Consider the following 17,302-nt stretch of genomic DNA (forward strand, 5'->3'; position numbering starts at 1 on the left):
CCACACCCCCGGTCGCGCATTTGACTCCACAGTCAACCGCGAGGAAGCCAAGACATGACCGTGCACTCCCAGGGAGCGGCGACCAGCGCTCCAGAGGACGCACCACCGAAGTCCGCCGGACGACCGCCGAAGGCGCCGGCCGGCGCCGCCGCCCCCGGACCGGCCTCTCCTCGCGGGGGCAGAAAGTCGCTCCCCTCGGGGTGGCTGCCCTACCTCCTGATCGGGCCCGCGGTGATCAGCCTCGCGGGCCTGCTGCTCTACCCGCTGATCAAGAACGTGATCCTGTCCTTCCAGGACATCAACAAGGTCGAGTTCATCCAGCGGAAGTACCCCTCCGCCGGGTTCGGCAACTACACCGAACTCCTCGGCGACCCGAACTTCTGGACCGTCGTCGTCCGGAGCTTCGCCTTCACCATGGCCAACGTCGCGTTGATCATGGCGCTGGGCAGCCTCATCGGCATCTTGCTCAACCGACTCGGCAAGTGGATGCGCCTGGTCCTGTCGATGGCGCTGGTGATGGCCTGGGCCATGCCGATCGTCGCGTCCGTCCAGGTCTTCAACTGGCTGTTCGACGAGCAGTTCGGCGTCATGAACTGGGTCATGCGCAGCGCCGGGTTCTCCGGCTACGAACAGCACAACTGGTTCGAGAGCGGCCTCTCCACCCTGACGATCGTCACCGTCCTCGTGGTCTGGGGCTCCATCCCCTTCGTCGCCCTCAACATGTACGCCGGTCTGACCACCGTCGGGGCCGAGCTGTACGAGGCGGCCCGGATGGACGGCGCCAACGGCTGGCAGACCTTCTGGAAGGTCGTCTTCCCGAACCTCAAGCCCTTCTTCCTCGTCACCACGTTCCTCGAGGTGATCTGGGTCTTCAAGGCCTTCACCCAGGTCTACGCGATGAACAAGGGCGGCCCCGACCGCGCCTCCGAGATCCTCCCGGTGTTCGCCTACGTGGAGGGCCAGAGCCAGTCCCACTACGGCCTCGCCGCCGCGATCTCCGTCCTGACGATCCTGATCCTCGTGGTCGTCATGTCCTTCTACTTCCGCCTGATCCTGAAGCAGGAGGAGGAGCAGTGAGCACGACCACCGCCCCGGAGCCGCAGGCGCCCGCCCCCGCCGCGAAGCCCGCCCAGCAGCTCCGCACCCGCCGGCCGCTGCGCCCCGCGACCGTCGCCAAGAACCTCGGCGCGCTCCTGCTGGCCGCCGTCTTCGTCTTCCCCGTGTACTGGATGTTCTCCTCGGCCCTCAAGCCGTCGAGCGAGATCCTCACCAAGGACCCGGCCTTCGTCTTCACCCCGACGCTGGACAACTTCACCAAGGCCACCGGGGTCGAGAACTTCTGGACGTACGTCACCAACAGCGTCGTCGTCACCGTCGGCGCCGTCCTGCTCGCCCTGCTCGTCGCCCTCGCCGCGAGCTTCGCCATCGCCCGGATGAAGTTCAAGGGCCGCAAGGGCCTCGTGCTCGCCGTGATGATGGCCCAGATGGCGCCCTGGGAGGTCATGGTCATCGCGATGTACATGATCGCCCGCGACAGCGAGATGCTGAACAGCCTCCCGCTGCTCACCGCGATCTACTTCGTGATGGTCCTCCCCTTCACCATCTGGACGCTGCGCGGCTTCATCGCCGCGGTCCCGGTGACCCTGGAGGAGGCCGCCCAGATCGACGGCTGCACCCGCGGCCAGGCCTTCCGCAAGGTGATCTTCCCGCTGCTGGCCCCCGGCCTGATGTCCACCTCGCTCTTCGGCTTCATCACCGCCTGGAACGAGTTCGCGATGGTCCTGATCCTCAACAAGGACAAGACCGCGCAGACCCTGCCGCTCTGGCTGACCGAGTTCCAGACGGCCTTCGGCAACGACTGGGGCGCCACCATGGCCGCTTCCTCGCTGTTCGCGGTCCCGGTCCTGCTGATCTTCATCTTCCTCCAGCGCAAGGCCGTCGGCGGAATGACCGCCGGCGCCGTGAAGGGATAACGGCACATGACTGTCCTTGCGCACCGGGTCGACACACTGACCCGCGACGCCCTCGCGGTCCTCCAGCCCGGATTCGAAGGCACCACCGCCCCCGCCTGGCTGCTGCGCCAGGTCGCCGAAGGCCTCACCGCCGTCGGCCTGTTCGGCCGCAACATCGCCTCGCCCGAGCAGCTCGCCGCGCTCACCGCGCAGCTCCGTACCGAGCGCGACGACGTCCTGGTCGCCATCGACGAGGAGGGCGGCGACGTCACCCGCCTCGAAGTGCGGGCCGGCTCCTCCTTCCCCGGCAACCTGGCCCTCGGCGCCGTCGACGACACCGCGCTGACCCGGGACGTGGCCCGCGAGCTGGGCCGCCGCCTCGCCGAGTGCGGGGTCAACCTCAACTGGGCCCCGTCCGCGGACGTCAACTCCAACCCCGACAACCCGGTGATCGGCGTACGGTCCTTCGGCGCCGACACCCACCTCGCCGCCCGGCACACCGCCGCCTACGTCGAGGGCCTCCAGGCCGCCGGCGTCGCCGCCTGCACCAAGCACTTCCCGGGCCACGGCGACACCAACGTCGACTCGCACCACGCGCTGCCGCGCATCGACGTAGACCTCGACACCCTGGCCGCGCGCGAGCTGGTCCCCTTCAAGGCCGCCATCGAGGCCGGCACCAAGGCCGTGATGAGCGCGCACATCCTGGTGCCCGCCCTCGACCCGACCCGCCCGGCCACGCTCAGCCCGCAGATCCTCACCGGCCTGCTGCGCAAGGAGCTCGGCTACGAGGGCCTCATCGTCACCGACGGCATGGAGATGAACGCCATCGCCGGGACGTACGGGATCGAACGCGGCTCGGTGCTCGCGATCGCGGCCGGCGCCGACGCCATCTGCGTCGGCGGCGGGCTCGCCGACGAGGGGACCGTCCTGCGGCTGCGTGACGCGCTGGTCGCGGCCGTCCGAGAGGGCACGCTGCCCGAGGAGCGCCTCGCCGACGCCGCGGCCCGGGTGCGGGCGCTCGCCGAATGGACCCGCCGGGCCGCCGTTCCGGACGCGCGGCAGGAGGGGAGCCGCGCGTCCGGCATCGGCCTGACGGCGGCCCGCCGCGCCCTGGTCGTCACCGGCGCACGCAAGCCGCTGTCCACCCCGTACGTGGCCACGCTCGCGCCGGTCGCGAACATCGCGGTGGGGGACGAGACCCCGTGGGGGGTGGCCGCGGAGCTGGCGTCCCTGCTCCCCGGCACGGCGGCGGGCACCTACCCGCAGGGCGCCACGGCCGCGGAGGTCCTGGCGGCGGCGGGGGACCGTACGGTCGTCGCCGTGGTCCGCGACGCGCACCGGCACCCGTGGATGACGCAGGCGCTGGACGCGCTGGTCGCCGCCCGGCCGGACACGGTGGTGGTCGAGATGGGCCTCCCGCGCGCGGAGCCGCGGGGGGCGCTGCACATCGCCACGCACGGCGCCGCGCGCGTCTGCGGGCGGGCCGCGGCGGAGGTCATCGCGGGGGGCTAGCGCCCCCCGGGCCCCGCGCCCCGTTCGTGTGCGGCGCCGCTGCCGGGGGCGCCGCCCCCGGACCCCCGCGCCTCAAACGCCGGCGAGGCTGAAAGATCGGGGCTCCGCCCCGGACCCCGCTCCTCAAACGCCGGAGGGGCTGGATTTGGCCGATGCCGTTTGCCTGGCGAGGCTGGATTGCCCGTAGGGCAATTCCAGCCTCGCCGGCGTTTGAGGCGCGGGTCCGGGCGGAGCCCGGGAGGCCCCGCGCAGCGGTCCCGCGCACCCGCCGCCCCCGGACTCCGCACCCCGCGTGCACGAAGGGCCGGGCACCCCTGGGGGGAGCCCGGCCCTTCGGCGTGTGCCCGCGGCGGCTACAGGCCCTGCCAGGCCGGCTTGTTGGCGTACGTGTGCCGGAAGTAGTCGGCCAGCTTCAGCTTCGACGCGGCCGCCTCGTCCACCACGACGGTCGCGTGCCGGTGCAGCTGCAGCGCCGAGGCCGGGACCAGCGCGGACAGCGGGCCCTCGACGGTCTGCGCGACGGCCTCCGCCTTGCCCTCGCCGGTGGCCAGGAGGACCAGGTGGCGGGCGTCCAGGATGGTGCCGATGCCCTGCGTGATGACGTGGTGGGGCACCTGGTCTATGTCGTCGTCGAAGAAGCGCGCGTTGTCCACGCGGGTCTGCTCGGTCAGCGTCTTGATCCGGGTGCGGGAGGCGAGGGAGGAGCAGGGCTCGTTGAAGCCGATGTGCCCGTCGGTGCCGATGCCCAGCAGCTGGAGGTCGACGCCGCCGGCCTCGGCCAGCGCGCGGTCGTAGGCCTGACAGGCGGCGGAGACGTCCTCGGCGGAGCCGTCGGGGCCCATGAAGGAGGCCTCGGACAGCCCCAGGGGCTCCACGACCTCGCGCAGCACGACGGCCCGGTAGGACTCGGGGTGCCCGGCCGGCAGGCCGACGTACTCGTCGAGCTGGCAGATGCGGGCCTTGGAGGCGTCGACCTCGCCGGCCTTCACCTTGGCGGCGAGGGCCTCGTAGATGGGCAGCGGGGTAGAGCCGGTCGCCACGCCGAGCAGGGCGTCGGGCTTGCGGCGGACCAGGGCGGCCATGGCCTCCGCGATGAGCTCGCCGCCTGCCTTGGCGTCCGGGACGATGACAACTTCCACGCGGGGCCTGCCGATCTGGAGTGTGATGTGTGGTATAGACCAATCTAGCAGAGGCGGGGCCCCTTCGGCTGGACTCCGCCCCATCCATGGTGATCCGAATCGACCCGTTAGGCCTCCCGGGTCCGGGCGCGGGTGAGCGCTGCGGCGCCGCCGCCGGGGCTCCGCCCCGGACCCCGCTCCTCAAACGCCGGAGGGGCTGGAATGCCCCCCGGCGGGACTGGAAGGCGCGGGGCCTGGGGCGGCGCCCCGGGTCCTTGGGCCGCGCCCGGCGGACGGCGGGGGCGAGACTCGGCCCCGCCGGCGCTTGAGGCGCGGAGCGCGGGGCGGAGAACGCCGCAGGGTGCGGGCGCAGCCCCGCGGCGGGGCGCGGGGAGGGGCCCCCGCTAGATCAGCGCCAGCTGGAGGCCTCCCGTCGCGTTCAGGTGTTGGCCCGTGAGCCAGCGGGAGTCCGGGGAGGCCAGGAAGGCCACCACGTCCGCGACCTCCTCCGCCGTGCCGATGCGGTCGAAGACCGAGCGGGAGGCCAGGTGGGCCCGGGTCGCGGGGTCCGCGAGGAGGCCCGCGTTCAGGTCGGTCCCGGTGATGCCGGGGCCGACCGAGTTCACGGTGATCCCGCGCGGCGCGAGCTCGGCCGCCAGGGACCGGGTCAGCGCGTTCGTGGCGCCCTTCGCCGCGACCGTGGCCAGGATCGCTGGCAGGGCGAGGTCCGGGGTGCCGGTCACGTTCACGATCCGGCCCCCGTCCCGCAGCCGCGCCAGCCCGTACTTGATCACGAAGAACGGGGCCTTGGTGTTCAGGGCCAGGGCCCGGTCGAACGTCTCCTCGTCGGTGTCCGCGATCCCCGCGAACGTCGCCGCCCCCGCGTTGTTGACCAGGATGTCCACCCCCTCCGTGGCCGCCGGCGCGGCCTCGTACGCCGCCCACAGCGCCCGCGCGTCGCCCGGGACGCCGAGCTCGGCCCGGATCGCGAAGGCCGCCCCGCCGGCCGCCTCGATCGCGGCCACCGTCTCCTTCGCCGCGGCCTCGTCGCGCCCGTAGTGCACCGCGACCAGCGCGCCGTCCCGCGCCAGCCGCTCCGCCACGGCCCGGCCGATTCCCCGGCTGCCGCCCGTGACCAGTGCCGTCTTCCCCTTGAGCACGCCCATGACGCGCCCCCCTTCGCAATTAGCTAGCGGTCGCTACAGAAAGGACCGTATCAGATTCCGTAAGGCCCGCTATAGAATTGGCGCATGGTGACCGGACAGCGCGGCAGACCCCGCTCCTTCGACCGCGACGCCGCCCTCGACAAGGCCATGCTCGCCTTCTGGGAGCGCGGCTACGAGGCGACCTCGATCTCCGACCTGACCGCCTCGCTCGGCATCAGCGCGCCCAGCCTCTACGCGGCCTTCGGCGACAAGCGCAAGCTCTTCGACGAGGTCGTGGTGGTCTACGGGGGCCGCTACGCGGACTTCGCGAGCGTGGCGCTGGCCGAGGAGCCCACCTCCCGCGCCGCCGTCGAGCGGATCCTGCGCGAGGCCGCCGAGGTCTACACCGATCCGGCCCACCCGCCGGGCTGCATGGTGCTCAGCGCCGCCGTCAACACCACCTCGGACGAGGTCGCCGAGGCCCTGCGCGTGCGGCGCGAAGCCAACCTGGAGCTGTTCGAGCGCCGGATCCGGGCCGACATGGCCACCGGCGTGCTGCCCGCGGACACGGACGCGCGGGCGCTGGCCCGGTATGCCGGGGCGGTGCTCCAGGGGATGTCCCAGCAGTCGCGCGACGGGGCGACCCGGGAAGAGCTGGAGGCGGTCGCGGCGCGGGCCCTGCTGGCCTGGCCGCCGGCCTGAGAAGTTCCTCTGGGCCACGGTGCCTGACGGGACCCTCAACCCGTCCGGCACCGTAGCCCGGAGTACTTACGGCCGGTGGGTGTGCGGTTCCCACGGGCCGTGAGAGGTGCCTGCGTAGTCAGGGCAGATCACGCGGCTTACCTCGATCCGTCCTCCTGTGCGGGGAGGGCGGAAGTCTGGGTCAATTGTGGACTAGACCATTCTGATCTGTCCATCCAATGACGGGACGGTGAATCCCGTCGCTTCCTCCAACAGTACGCGGCCCGCGCCCCTCCTGGATACTCCTGAGTACCGTCGTGGGGAAAGTCATGCGCCGTACCCGGGGTACGCTCGCCACGTGCCCTCCATGAACGACCTCGTACGCCAGCACACCGCTCTCGGTGAAACCGACCTGGAGTGGCTCCACCTGCTGGTCTCCGAGTGGCAGCTGCTCTCCGACCTCTCCTTCGCCGACCTCGTGCTCTGGGTCCCCACCCTCGACGGCAGCCGGTACGTCTCGGTCGCGCAGATGCGCCCGAACACAGGACCGACCTCGTACCAGGACGACATGGTCGGCCACCTGGTGCCGCGCGGCCGGCGCCCGCTGCTCGACGCCGCGCTCGACGAGGGCCGCATCGTGCGCGAGGGCGACCCCGAGTGGCGCGAGGAGGTGCCCGTCCGCGTCGAGTCGATCCCCGTCCGCCGCGAGGGCCGGGTACTCGGAGTGATCGCCCGCAACACCAACCTGCTCACTGTGCGTACACCGAGCCGGCTGGAGCTGACCTACCTCCAGTCCGCTTCCGACCTGGCCCAGATGATCGCGGCGGGCTCCTTCCCGTTCCCCGGCCAGCAGGTCGACATGGACGCCTCCCCGCGCGTCGGCGACGGCCTGATCCGGCTGGACGCCGACGGCGTGGTCACGTACGCCTCCCCGAACGCGCTCTCCGCCTACCACCGGCTCGGCCTCGCCTCCGACCTGGTCGGCCAGCACCTGGGCAACACCACCGCCGAACTCGCCCCCTCCCGCGGCCCGGTGGACGAGGCGCTCGTCAAGCTGGCCAGCGGCTGGGCCCCCCGGGAGACCGAGGTCGAGGGCAACGGCGGGGTCATCCAGCTGCGCGCGATCCCGCTGAAGCCCAAGGGGACCCGCATCGGCTCCCTGGTGCTCTGCCGCGACGTCACGGAACTGCGTCGTCGCGAACGTGAATTGATCACCAAGGACGCGACCATCCGGGAGATCCACCACCGGGTGAAGAACAACCTCCAGACCGTGGCCGCGCTGCTGCGGCTCCAGTCCCGCCGGATGGATTCCCCGCAGGGCCGCGAGGCGCTCAACGAGGCCGTGCGCCGCGTCGGATCGATCGCGATCGTGCACGAGACGCTGTCTCAGAACCTGGACGAGCGGGTGGAGTTCGACGAGATCGCCGACCGGGTGATCGCGATGGTCTCGGAGATCTCCCCGGGCAAGGTCGACTGCAGGCGCACCGGCCGCTTCGGGATCCTGGACGCGGAGGTCGCCACTCCGCTGTCGATGGTGCTCACCGAGATCCTGCAGAACGCCCTGGAGCACGCCTTCGCCCAGGGGGAGCGGGGCACCGTCGAGGTGTCGGCGGTCCGCTCCGGGACGGGCAAGGCGGACGGCCGGCTGATGATCACCGTGCTCGACGACGGCCGGGGCCTGCCCGAGGGATTCGACCCGCAGCGGGCCGGCAACCTCGGGCTGCAGATCGTACGGACCCTCGTGGAGGGCGAGCTCGGCGGCACCTTCGACATGGTCGCGGCGGAGCCGCGCGGCACGAAGGTCGTCCTCGACATCCCGTCCAGCCCGCAGAAGTAGCGGCCGGTCCGTCACTCAACGTGACGGGCCGGGCCCGGCGAAAACGCCCGGACAGCACTGAGCCCCGGACCGAAGGGTGATCGGTCCGGGGCCCAAGAGCACGGTGCTAAGCGCTTATACGGGTTCTACGCGCTGCGCGTCGAGGCTCGAAAGTCGTTGTCAGGCGCTGGCGTTGCGCGCCCGGTTGCGAGCGGCGCGGCGCTTCATCGCGCGGCGCTCGTCCTCGCTGAGACCGCCCCAGACGCCGGAGTCCTGACCGGACTCGAGCGCCCACTGCAGGCACTGCTCCATGACGGGGCAACGGCGGCAGACGGCCTTGGCTTCCTCGATCTGCAGCAGCGCAGGACCGGTGTTGCCGATGGGGAAGAAGAGTTCCGGGTCTTCCTCACGACAAACGGCGTTGTGACGCCAGTCCATGGCTGCTCCATCTCCTTGTATTGCGGGCAGGTTGCTTGTGAATGTGAACGCTTTCACGAATCCCCCCGTGAGGGAAGGTCGACCACCTGGTTTCCCGGGTGGGTCAGTCAGAGATTCGTGGAGGGGTTCTGGCGGTGTGGGTGCCGGGTTCTGCGGGCTGTCCCGATCGCCATGAAGAGATTCGCAAACCTCGGACGGGGATACAACCCCTTCCGGAAAGTTTTTTTTGATTCGTCGGTGTCTACTAGGTCACAGCCCTACATCGTGAGGGTGGACCGGCGTGTAAACGTTCGAGTGAAAGGACTTTGGGCCCTTCTACTCACACAATCACACGCAGTGCACGGCGTACGCCTGTGAACCGAACGCTGGTGCGCAGGCCCAGGTGGTCACCGTCCATCTGGAACGGAAGCGGGACCTTCGAATGCAAGGTGAAGTCGGTCAGATCGTGCAGAGACACCGCGTGCTTGCCGTGCGGACCCCGCTCAGGAGTCGAGGTCAGGAGCTGCGTCGCGTACCGCGCGACCGCCGGAGTTGACAAACGGTCCAGTGCCAATACGTCAAGCGCGGTATCGAACGACGCCTCCGGGGAGGCGTAAAGCGGACGATTGCCCAGATATGTCCACGGTGAGGTATTGCACACTATCGACAGCACCAGATCCGTCACCGGATCGGCACCGGGGCGCTCCAGCGTGACCGTGCCGTGCCGGCGGTTGGGCTCCTCCCAGAACTGCCGCATCAGCTGTCGTACGTAGAGCGCGTGCGTCGAACGCTTGCCGCGCTCCCGCTGCTGCTCGACCCGTCCCACTACGCCCGCGTCGAAGCCGAAGCCCGCACAGAACGTGAACCAGCGCGCCGGAACCGACTCGTCCTCCGTGCCCGGGGTGCCGGCCGCCAGCCCCAGCCCCACCGTCCGCTCGCGCTGCTCGCGCAGCGCGTCCAGCAGGGCGCCGGTCGCCTCGACCGCGTCGTTGGGCAGGCCCAGCGCGCGGGCGAACACATTGGTCGAGCCGCCGGGGACCACTGCCAGCCGGGGCAGCCGCTCCGGATCGGGCCCGTCGTGCAGCAGCCCGTTGACCACCTCGTTGACCGTGCCGTCGCCGCCCAGGGCCACCACGAGGTCGAGCCCCTCGTGCGCGGCCTTGCGTCCCAGGTCCCGGGCGTGGCCCCGGTACTCGGTGGTTACCGCCTCCAGCTTCATCTCGCTGGCCAGGGCGTGGATCAGGACGTCGCGCGTGCGCGCGCTGGTCGTCGTCGCTGCTGGGTTGGCCACGAGGAGTGCACGCATGAGCGCCAGCCTACCCACCCCCGCATATGCCGACCGTACTGCCCGTCCCCTCAGCGCTCCGGGCGGCGCCGCTACCCTGCTGGGGTGAGTAAGAAGCAGCCCGAGAAGGCCCCCGCCCCCGCCGTCGCGCCCGCCGCCGCCCCGCTGCCCCGGCGGCTGACCGCGGTCGCCGTGCTCACCGCGCTGGAGGGGCTGGCCCTGGCCGGCCTCGGCGTCTACATGCTGTTCGTGGGCATCGCCGGGGACCCCGACTCCCCGCAGCAGGCCGAGACCGGCGGGATCACCCTCCTCGTCCTCGCCGCGCTGCCGCTGATCGGGGCGCGCGGCCTGCGCCTGGGCCGCCGGTGGAGCCGCGGCCCGGCGCTGATCACCCAGCTGATGGCGCTGCCGGTGGCGTACACCCTGTACAGCACGGGCGGCGCGATGATCGTCGCCGCGGTGGCGCTGGCGGTGGCCGCGGTGGCCGTCGTGGCGCTCCTGGTGAACCCCACGGCGACCGAAGCCCTCGGCATCGGGCCCGGCGAGCAGGCCCGATAACCCGTACGTCCTCTACTCCTCGACGAGGAGCTTCTCGCGGAGCTGGGCCAGGGTGCGGGCCAGCAGGCGCGAGACGTGCATCTGGGAGATGCCGACCTCCTGCGCGATCTGCGACTGTGTCATGTTGCCGAAGAAGCGAAGAAGCAGGATCCGCTTCTCCCGCGGCGGCAGGCCCTCCAGCAGCGGCTTGAGGGACTCGCGGTACTCGACGCCCTCCAGGGCCTCGTCCTCCGCGCCCAGGGTGTCCGCGACGGCCGGCGACTCGTCGTCGGTGTCCGGGACGTCCAGCGAGAGCGTGCTGTAGGCATTGGCCGATTCCAGCCCCTCCAGCACCTCCTCCTCGGAGATCCCCAGCCGCTCGGCCAGCTCGTGCACGGTGGGGGAGCGGCCGTGCTGCTGGGACAGTTCCGCGGTGGCCGTCGTCAGCGAGAGCCGCAGCTCCTGGAGGCGCCGGGGTACCCGTACCGCCCAGCCCTTGTCCCGGAAGTGGCGCTTGATCTCGCCGACCACCGTGGGGGTGGCGTAGGTGGAGAACTCGACCCCGCGGTCCGGGTCGAACCGGTCCACCGACTTGATCAGACCGATCGTCGCGACCTGCGTCAGGTCGTCCAGCGGCTCACCGCGGTTGCGGAACCGCCGTGCCAGGTGCTCCACCAGCGGCAGGTGCATCCGCACGAGCCGGTTGCGCAGCTCCGCCTTCTCCGGCGAGCCGTCGGGCAGCGCCCGCAGCTCGATGAAGAGGGCCCGCGCGCCGCTGCGGTCGCGCGGATCCGGCAGTGCCGGGGTCACCGGGAACACCGGATGCGCCGGGGCCCCGGAGGTCCCGGGTGCATCGAAGGCCTCCTCCGGGGGCTTGGCAGCGGCCTCCGGTGGCTGTACTTGATCGTGCTGGTTCTCGCTCATAGGGCCCGCCCGTCGCTCCGCCGAGTCCAAAAAGCCGTCTTCCGCATCCGCTTCAGCCGGGTGCGGCCGGGCGTGCTGCTGCTCCGGGATGCCGCCGTCGACCTCGTGCCGTACCCGGGGCCGATCCCCGCCCCGCACCGGGATCTCCCCGCCGCTCACGCCGGGCCTGGTCCCGCGCCGCGCTGTTTGTAGAGGCTGATGCTCACCGTCCGGTTCTCCTCGACCGTGGCCTCGACCTTGCCGGCCAGCGCCGACAGGACCGTCCACGCGAACGTGTCGCGCTCCGGCGCGCGACCGTCGGTGGTCGGCGCGGACACGGTCACCTCCAGCGAATCCCCGATGAGGCGGAAGACGCAGCTGAGGACGGAGCCGGGCACGGCCTGCTGGAGCAGGATCGCGCAGGCCTCGTCCACCGCGATGCGGAGGTCCTCGATCTCGTCGAGGGTGAAGTCCAAACGTGCCGCGAGACCGGCCGTGGCCGTCCGCAGCACCGACAGGTAGGCACCCGCAGCGGGCAGCCGGACTTCCACGAAGTCCTGGGTCCCGGGCTCGCCTGCGATCTGGGACACCCTCACCTCCAAGGTGGTACGAGCTCTGTTCGCCGGTGACGCTATCGCGATCCGGGCGATCGTGTCGCGGCACCCCTGTCGGCGCCCGCTGGAACGCCCAGGCCGACCATGCCGCTGCCCAGTGACTGATGGTAAGCCCATGGGTACGCACAGTGGCTAGGGGTCTGCGGGGCCCAAATCAGGGGAACCGGCGGAGGGTTGACCTACCCCGCTTCAGACGATCGAACCGTCGACAAAACACCACCGCCAGGTCTCGCCCGGTTCGAAGCTCCGCATGACCGGATGGCCGGTCTCCTGGTGGTGCGCCGTCGCGTGCCGGTGGGGCGAGGAGTCGCAGCAGCCCACGTGCCCGCACGCCAGGCACATCCGCAGCTGCACCGGATGGCTGCCGGTTGCCAGACATTCGGGGCAGGTCTGGGCAGAGGGGATGGGCTCGGGGCGCGGCAGTTCGGCAACGTGGGTGCACTCGCTCATGATGACGAGCGTACGACGCGGGCGCGGGCGCACGACGAACGAGGATGGATCTTCGATGGAGGTATTGCCGCTGGTGGCGCTGATCGCCGGCAGCGCGGCCGTCGCGGGCGTGGCCCGCCGGACGCCGGTGCCCGCGCCGCTGCTGCTGGTCGCGGTGGGGCTGGTGGCCGCGTACGTCCCGGGCGTGCCCTCGTACGCCCTGGACCCGCACATCGTGCTGCCGCTGCTGCTCCCGCCGCTGCTGTACACGGCCGCGGTGGACAGCTCGTACCTGGACCTGCGGGCGAACATGCGGCCCATCGCACTGCTGTCGGTCGGCTACGTGCTCTTCGCGACCCTTGCCGTCGGCTACGCGGCCTACCTGGTGATGCCGGACCTCTCGCTGCCGGTCGCACTGGTGCTGGGCGCGGTGATCGCACCGCCCGACGCGGTCGCCGCCACCGCGATCGCCCGCAAGCTCGGGCTGCCGAACCGCATCACGACCATCCTGCAGGGCGAGTCCCTGGTCAACGACGCCACCGCGATCACCGCCTACAAGGTGGCCCTGGCGGCGGCCGTCGGGGTGAGCGCCGGCTGGGCGGGCGGGATCGCGGAGTTCCTGGTGGCCTCGGTGGGCGGGGTCGGGGTGGGCCTGCTGCTGATGGTGCCGATCCACCAGCTGCGCAAGCGGCTCAAGGAACCGCTGCTGCAGAACACCCTGTCGCTGCTGATCCCCTTCGTGGCGTACGCGGCGGCGGAGCGGGTGGGCGCCTCCGGGGTGCTCGCGGTGGTCGTCGTCGCGCTGTACCTCGGGCACCGGAACTGGCAGGTCGACTTCCAGACCCGGCTCCAGGAGGAGGCGGTGTGGAAGGTGGTCGCCTTCGTGCTGGAGTCGGTGGTCTTCGCGCTGATCGGGCTCCAACTGCCGGTGGTCCTCAAGGGGCTGGGGGAGTACGAGGGCCCGGCCGCGGCCTGGTACGCGATCGCGGTGTTCCTCGCGGTGGTCGTCGCCCGCTTCGTATGGGTGTTCCCGGCGACCTTCCTGCCGCGGCTCTCGGCGAGGATCCGCAGACGGGAGCCCGACACCGACTGGAAGGCGCCGGTGATCGTCGGCTGGGCCGGGATGCGCGGGGTGGTCTCGCTGGCCATCGCGTTCTCCGTGCCGGTCGGCGTCCCGCACCGCAACCTGATCCTCTTCCTGACCTTCACCACGGTCATCGGCACCCTCGTCGTCCAGGGCCTGACCCTCCCGCCGCTGATCAGGGCGCTGAAGCTGCCGCCGAAGGACGTGCAGGCGGAGACCCTCGCCGAGGCGCAGGCGCAGAGCGAGGCCTCGCGGGCGGCGGAGGAGCGCCTGACGGAGCTCCTGGAACAGCCCGAGAACAGCACCCTGCCGCCGCCGCTGGCGGACCGGCTGCGCACCGTGCTGGAACGGCGGCGCAACGCGGTGTGGGAGCGGCTGGGGGAGGTCAACCCGGTGACGGGCGAGTCGGCGGACGACGTCTACCGGCGGCTGGCCCGCGAGATGATCGAGGCCGAGCGCGAGGTCTTCGTATCGCTGCGGGACCTGCGGCGCATCGACGACGAGATGCTGAGGGCGCTGCTGCGGCGGCTGGACCTGGAGGAGGCGGCCGCCTATCGCGAGTCGGGCTGACCCCCCCCGTTCGGGCACGGCCGCGCTGCCGGGGCTCCGCCCCGGACCCCGCGCCTCAATCGCCGGCGGGGCTGGGTTTTGCCTGGGCGGGACCGGCCGGTTGGGGCGGCTCCCCGGAGCCCCGGGACGGCGCCGCGCCCGGCAGCGGAGCCCCGCCCGGGAGGGCTACGGGCGGCCCGTGACGACGGCGGCGATGGAGGTCCCGCGGGGAAAGGCGCCGGAGGCGGTGAGGTCGGCCAGGGCCCACAGCAGCTTCGCGACGTAGACCCGTTCGACGGGCAGCGCGTGCCGGGCCTCGAAGTCCGCGGCGAAGGCCTCCAGCCCGGCCGGCACCCGGGCGTAGCCGCCGTGGTCGTAGCCCTCGGCCAGGGTCCAGTCCCCGGCCGGACCGCCGAAGGCGGCCGCCTGGAGGGAACGTATCTCCGCGCCCAGGAACCCGCCCGCCAGCACCGGCACGCCCAGCGCCCGCTGCCCGGGCCCCAGCCCGGCGGCCAGCCCGGCCAGCGTCCCGCCGGTCCCGCAGGCCACCGCGACCACGTCGGCCGCGCCCCGCAGCTCGCGGCCCAGCTCGGCGCAGCCGTGCAGGGCGAGGGCATTGCTCCCGCCCTCGGGGACCGCGTACGCCCCCCGGGCCCCGGCCTCGTCCAGCAGCCGCGCCAGCACCTCCGGCTCGCCCTTGCGGCGGTACTCCGACCGGGACACGAAGTGCAGCCGCATCCCGTCGGCCGCGCACCGGGCGAGGGAGTCGTTGAGGGGCTGCCCGGCCAGCTCGTGGCCGCGCACGATCCCGACGGTGCCCAGCCCGAGCAGCCGCCCGGCGGCGGCGGTGGCCCGGAGGTGGTTGGAGTAGGCCCCGCCGAAGGTGACGAGGGTGCCGTGCCCGGTCTGCGCCGCGGCCCGCAGGTTGGGGGCGAGCTTGCGCCACTTGTTGCCGGGGAGCTCGGGATGGACGAGGTCGTCCCGCTTGAGCAGCAGCCGCACCCCGTGCCGCTCGAACCGCTCGTCCGCCACCTCGACCAGCGGGGACGGCGGACGGGGGCGCAGGGCATCGGGCTCGGGTTCGGGCTTCACCCGTCCATTGTGGGCCGCGGCAGGGTCACGTCGAGCAGGCGCCGGCCGGGCGGTCGGAGGGGGTGCCCGTGGTGACCCCGGCGGGGGCGGGGCCGCGCCGGGGGCTGGCGGGCCGGGGGCTACTTCAGGCGCTCCGTGACGCGTTCGCGCAGGTGGTTCATGGTGAAGCCCCTGGGGTCGATCTTGCCCGGCTGCCATTCGAGGTGGCCGATCACCGAGCGGGCCGTCCAGCCGTGGACCCGGCAGACCGCCGCCGCCGCGCGGGTGATGGCCTCCAGTTGGACCGCCGGCCAGGGGTCCTCGCCGTCGCCGAGGTTCTCGCACTCGAAGCCGTAGAAGTGGCGGTTGCCGTCGGTGTCCGTCTCGTTGTCGGGCGGAAGCCGCTTCTCGGCGATGACCGCCGCCAGGACGTCGGAGTCGCCGGCGCCCGCGTGGTTGGCGCGGCCGTAGCCGACGAGGTGGACGCGGCCGTCCTTGGCGATCATGCCGTGGCAGAGCGGGCCGGGGAGGGCCGAGTGGCCCTCGCGGCAGAGCTGGACGGTGTTCGGGGTGCCGTGGGTGACGGTGTGGTGGATCATCACGCCGTGCACCGGGCCCCAGGGGCCCTTGTGGTTGCGGTTGTGGGTGCGCCAGGCGCCGACCTCGACGACGGTCAGGCCCTCGTCGCGCAGGGCGTCGATGAAGCGGTCCGCGGACATGGGTGCGGCCATGGCCGCCTCCTTTGCGGTGCGTGACCGACACGGTGTGTGTCCGGTCGATTACGTTCCGGTTTAGTGGAGGCGGCCCTTCCGGGGCTAGGGCGGGATCCGGCCACCCGTCAGGCGGAGGCCAGCCACAGGTCCGGGCCGAACACCTCGTAGTGGATGTCGGCGGCCGGCACGCCCTTGGCGATCAGCTGCTCGCGCACCGCCCGCATGAAGGGGAGCGGGCCGCAGAGGTACGCCACGGTGCCGGGGGCGACGGGGACGGCCGAGAGGTCCATGAGGCCGGTGTGGTGGCCGGGCTCGGCGGACTCCTCGTACCAGAAGTGGGCGGCGGCGTCATCGAGCTTGTGGGTCAGTGCCCGGTGGTCGTCCCGCAGCGGGTGGTCCGCGGGGGAGCGGTCCGCGTGCAGCACGGTGACCGGCGCGGAGTGCGCGGTGTCGGCCAGGTGCTCCAGCATCGAGAGCATCGGGGTGCAGCCGATGCCGGCCGAGGCGAGCAGGACCGGTGCGCCGGAGTCCCGCAGGGTGAGGTCGCCGTACGGGGCCGAGACGCGCAGGGCGTCGCCGACGCGGACGCGGGCGTGCAGGTGGTTGGAGACCTCGCCGTCGGGGCCGGCGGCGGCCGGGCCGTGGACCCGCTTGACGGTGATCGCGCGGGCCGGGGAGCCGGGCGAGGTGGAGAGGCTGTACTGGCGGATCTGGCGGGCGCCGTCCGGCAGTTCGACCTGGACGGACACGTACTGGCCGGGCAGGTGCGAGGGGGCGGGGGCGCCGTCGGCGGGGGCCAGCCGGAAGGTGGTGCAGTCCGCCGTCTCCTCGGTCCGGGCCGTGACCGTCCAGTCGCGCCAGACGTCGCCGGCGAGGACCTGCTGCTCGGCGTAGAGGCGCTCCTCGATGGCGATGAGGGCGTTCGCCATCAGCCAGTAGACCTCGTCCCAGGCGGCGGCGACCTCGGGGGTGACGGCCTCGCCGAGGATCTCCACGATGGCCTCGAAGAGGTGCTGGTGGACCACCGGGTATTGCTCGCGGGTGACGCCGAGCGAGGCGTGCTTGTGGGCGATGCGGTTCAGCATCACGTCGGGGCGGGTGTCGGGGTGTTCGAGGAGGTGCGTCGCGAAGGCCGCGATGGAGCCGGCGAGGGCCTGCTTCTGCAGACCGGCGTTCTGATTGCCCCGGTTGAAGAGGTCGCGGATCAGCTCCGGGTGGGCCGCGAACAGCTTCGTGTAGAAGAGGTCCGCGATGTCGCCGATCGCGGCTGCGACGGCGGGCAGGGTGGCTCGTACGGTCGCCGCCGACTTCTCGGAAAGCATCAGGACTCCTCGCGTTGGATTAATTGGAATGTGAGATGCGTATTTTTGCTCCGAAAAAAGGCCCGCCGCGGTGCGGACCTCTGTTCGGACTTCCCGTCAGGTTGAGCCTAGACGGCCCGGTGGCGGGCGGAAATCGGCCATCCGGCCCGGATCC

17 protein-coding genes are annotated in these 17,302 nt (G+C 72.0%); 7 read left to right on the forward strand and 10 right to left on the reverse strand.

The features are described 5' to 3' along the window. The first annotated feature begins 54 nt into the window (after window positions 1-54). The 3 genes from AB0O21_RS03325 to AB0O21_RS03335 all read left to right on the forward strand — a co-directional run bounded on the left by AB0O21_RS03325 (window position 55) and on the right by AB0O21_RS03335 (window position 3,464). Entirely contained in the window at window positions 55-1,077 is a 1,023-nt protein-coding gene (locus tag AB0O21_RS03325; protein ID WP_365165607.1) for a sugar ABC transporter permease, read from the forward strand. A 77-nt stretch (window positions 1,078-1,154) separates the two neighbouring features. Continuing rightward, the gene (locus tag AB0O21_RS03330) at window positions 1,155-1,973 is read left to right on the forward strand and encodes a carbohydrate ABC transporter permease (protein WP_365166358.1); all 819 of its coding nucleotides are present in this window, start codon (window positions 1,155-1,157) and stop codon (window positions 1,971-1,973) included. 6 nt (window positions 1,974-1,979) lie between these two features. Beyond that, window positions 1,980-3,464, forward strand: coding sequence for a glycoside hydrolase family 3 protein (locus AB0O21_RS03335; protein WP_365165610.1), 1,485 nt, complete (start codon window positions 1,980-1,982; stop codon window positions 3,462-3,464). A 353-nt stretch (window positions 3,465-3,817) separates the two neighbouring features. Here AB0O21_RS03335 and nagB read toward each other — a convergent pair whose 3' ends face one another. Together nagB and AB0O21_RS03345 are read right to left on the reverse strand one after the other, a co-directional pair. Beyond that, on the reverse strand, window positions 3,818-4,603 hold the full coding sequence (gene nagB / locus AB0O21_RS03340; protein WP_365165613.1) for a glucosamine-6-phosphate deaminase: 786 nt from the start codon (window positions 4,601-4,603) through the stop codon (window positions 3,818-3,820). A 383-nt stretch (window positions 4,604-4,986) separates the two neighbouring features. Continuing rightward, window positions 4,987-5,748 carry an SDR family oxidoreductase gene (locus AB0O21_RS03345; RefSeq protein ID WP_365165615.1) on the reverse strand — a complete coding sequence of 254 codons (762 nt, stop codon included), beginning with the start codon at window positions 5,746-5,748 and terminating at the stop codon, window positions 4,987-4,989. An 84-nt stretch (window positions 5,749-5,832) separates the two neighbouring features. Between AB0O21_RS03345 and AB0O21_RS03350 the strand changes: the two genes are divergently transcribed. After that, a complete protein-coding gene (locus tag AB0O21_RS03350) occupies window positions 5,833-6,429 on the forward strand; it encodes a TetR/AcrR family transcriptional regulator (protein WP_365165618.1) in 597 nt (198 codons plus the stop codon). A 346-nt stretch (window positions 6,430-6,775) separates the two neighbouring features. Continuing rightward, window positions 6,776-8,245, forward strand: coding sequence for a PAS domain-containing sensor histidine kinase (locus AB0O21_RS03355; RefSeq protein WP_365166360.1), 1,470 nt, complete (start codon window positions 6,776-6,778; stop codon window positions 8,243-8,245). 159 nt (window positions 8,246-8,404) lie between these two features. On the opposite strand, the gene AB0O21_RS03360 is transcribed toward AB0O21_RS03355, so the two are convergent. Next, window positions 8,405-8,662, reverse strand: a complete 258-nt coding sequence (locus AB0O21_RS03360) for a WhiB family transcriptional regulator (RefSeq protein WP_003953983.1) — start codon at window positions 8,660-8,662, stop codon at window positions 8,405-8,407. Window positions 8,663-8,981: 319 nt separating this feature from the next. Then, window positions 8,982-9,947 carry a diacylglycerol kinase family protein gene (locus AB0O21_RS03365; RefSeq protein WP_365165621.1) on the reverse strand — a complete coding sequence of 322 codons (966 nt, stop codon included), beginning with the start codon at window positions 9,945-9,947 and terminating at the stop codon, window positions 8,982-8,984. A gap of 84 nt (window positions 9,948-10,031) precedes the next feature. Here AB0O21_RS03365 and AB0O21_RS03370 point away from each other — a divergent pair, with 84 nt between their 5' ends. Continuing rightward, a complete protein-coding gene (locus AB0O21_RS03370) occupies window positions 10,032-10,484 on the forward strand; it encodes a hypothetical protein (protein WP_365165624.1) in 453 nt (150 codons plus the stop codon). A gap of 12 nt (window positions 10,485-10,496) precedes the next feature. Here AB0O21_RS03370 and AB0O21_RS03375 read toward each other — a convergent pair whose 3' ends face one another. The 3 genes from AB0O21_RS03375 to AB0O21_RS03385 form a co-directional block, all read right to left on the reverse strand. Next, a complete protein-coding gene (locus AB0O21_RS03375) occupies window positions 10,497-11,546 on the reverse strand; it encodes an RNA polymerase sigma factor SigF (RefSeq protein ID WP_365165627.1) in 1,050 nt (349 codons plus the stop codon). Further along, window positions 11,543-11,956 (reverse strand): anti-sigma regulatory factor, encoded by a 414-nt coding sequence (locus AB0O21_RS03380; protein ID WP_365165629.1) that lies wholly within the window; start codon window positions 11,954-11,956, stop codon window positions 11,543-11,545. Before AB0O21_RS03380 ends, AB0O21_RS03375 begins: the two co-directional genes overlap by 4 nt. 213 nt (window positions 11,957-12,169) lie before the next feature. Beyond that, window positions 12,170-12,430, reverse strand: a complete 261-nt coding sequence (locus tag AB0O21_RS03385) for a UBP-type zinc finger domain-containing protein (RefSeq protein ID WP_329379379.1) — start codon at window positions 12,428-12,430, stop codon at window positions 12,170-12,172. A 55-nt stretch (window positions 12,431-12,485) separates the two neighbouring features. Here AB0O21_RS03385 and AB0O21_RS03390 point away from each other — a divergent pair, with 55 nt between their 5' ends. Continuing rightward, window positions 12,486-14,063: a Na+/H+ antiporter gene (locus AB0O21_RS03390; protein ID WP_365165632.1), complete on the forward strand. Its 1,578-nt coding sequence runs from the start codon at window positions 12,486-12,488 to the stop codon at window positions 14,061-14,063. A gap of 165 nt (window positions 14,064-14,228) precedes the next feature. On the opposite strand, the gene AB0O21_RS03395 is transcribed toward AB0O21_RS03390, so the two are convergent. The 3 genes from AB0O21_RS03395 to AB0O21_RS03405 all read right to left on the reverse strand — a co-directional run bounded on the left by AB0O21_RS03395 (window position 14,229) and on the right by AB0O21_RS03405 (window position 17,148). Further along, on the reverse strand, window positions 14,229-15,134 hold the full coding sequence (locus tag AB0O21_RS03395) for a pyridoxal-phosphate dependent enzyme (protein ID WP_365165634.1): 906 nt from the start codon (window positions 15,132-15,134) through the stop codon (window positions 14,229-14,231). A 119-nt stretch (window positions 15,135-15,253) separates the two neighbouring features. Continuing rightward, a complete protein-coding gene (locus AB0O21_RS03400; RefSeq protein WP_365165636.1) occupies window positions 15,254-15,844 on the reverse strand; it encodes an N-acetylmuramoyl-L-alanine amidase in 591 nt (196 codons plus the stop codon). A 107-nt stretch (window positions 15,845-15,951) separates the two neighbouring features. Beyond that, entirely contained in the window at window positions 15,952-17,148 is a 1,197-nt protein-coding gene (locus AB0O21_RS03405; protein ID WP_365165639.1) for a globin domain-containing protein, read from the reverse strand. Between the last annotated feature and the right edge of the window lie 154 nt (window positions 17,149-17,302).

This window comes from Streptomyces sp. NPDC091371, assembly GCF_040684275.1.
In the GTDB taxonomy this organism is placed as follows: Bacteria; Actinomycetota; Actinomycetes; order Streptomycetales; family Streptomycetaceae; genus Streptomyces.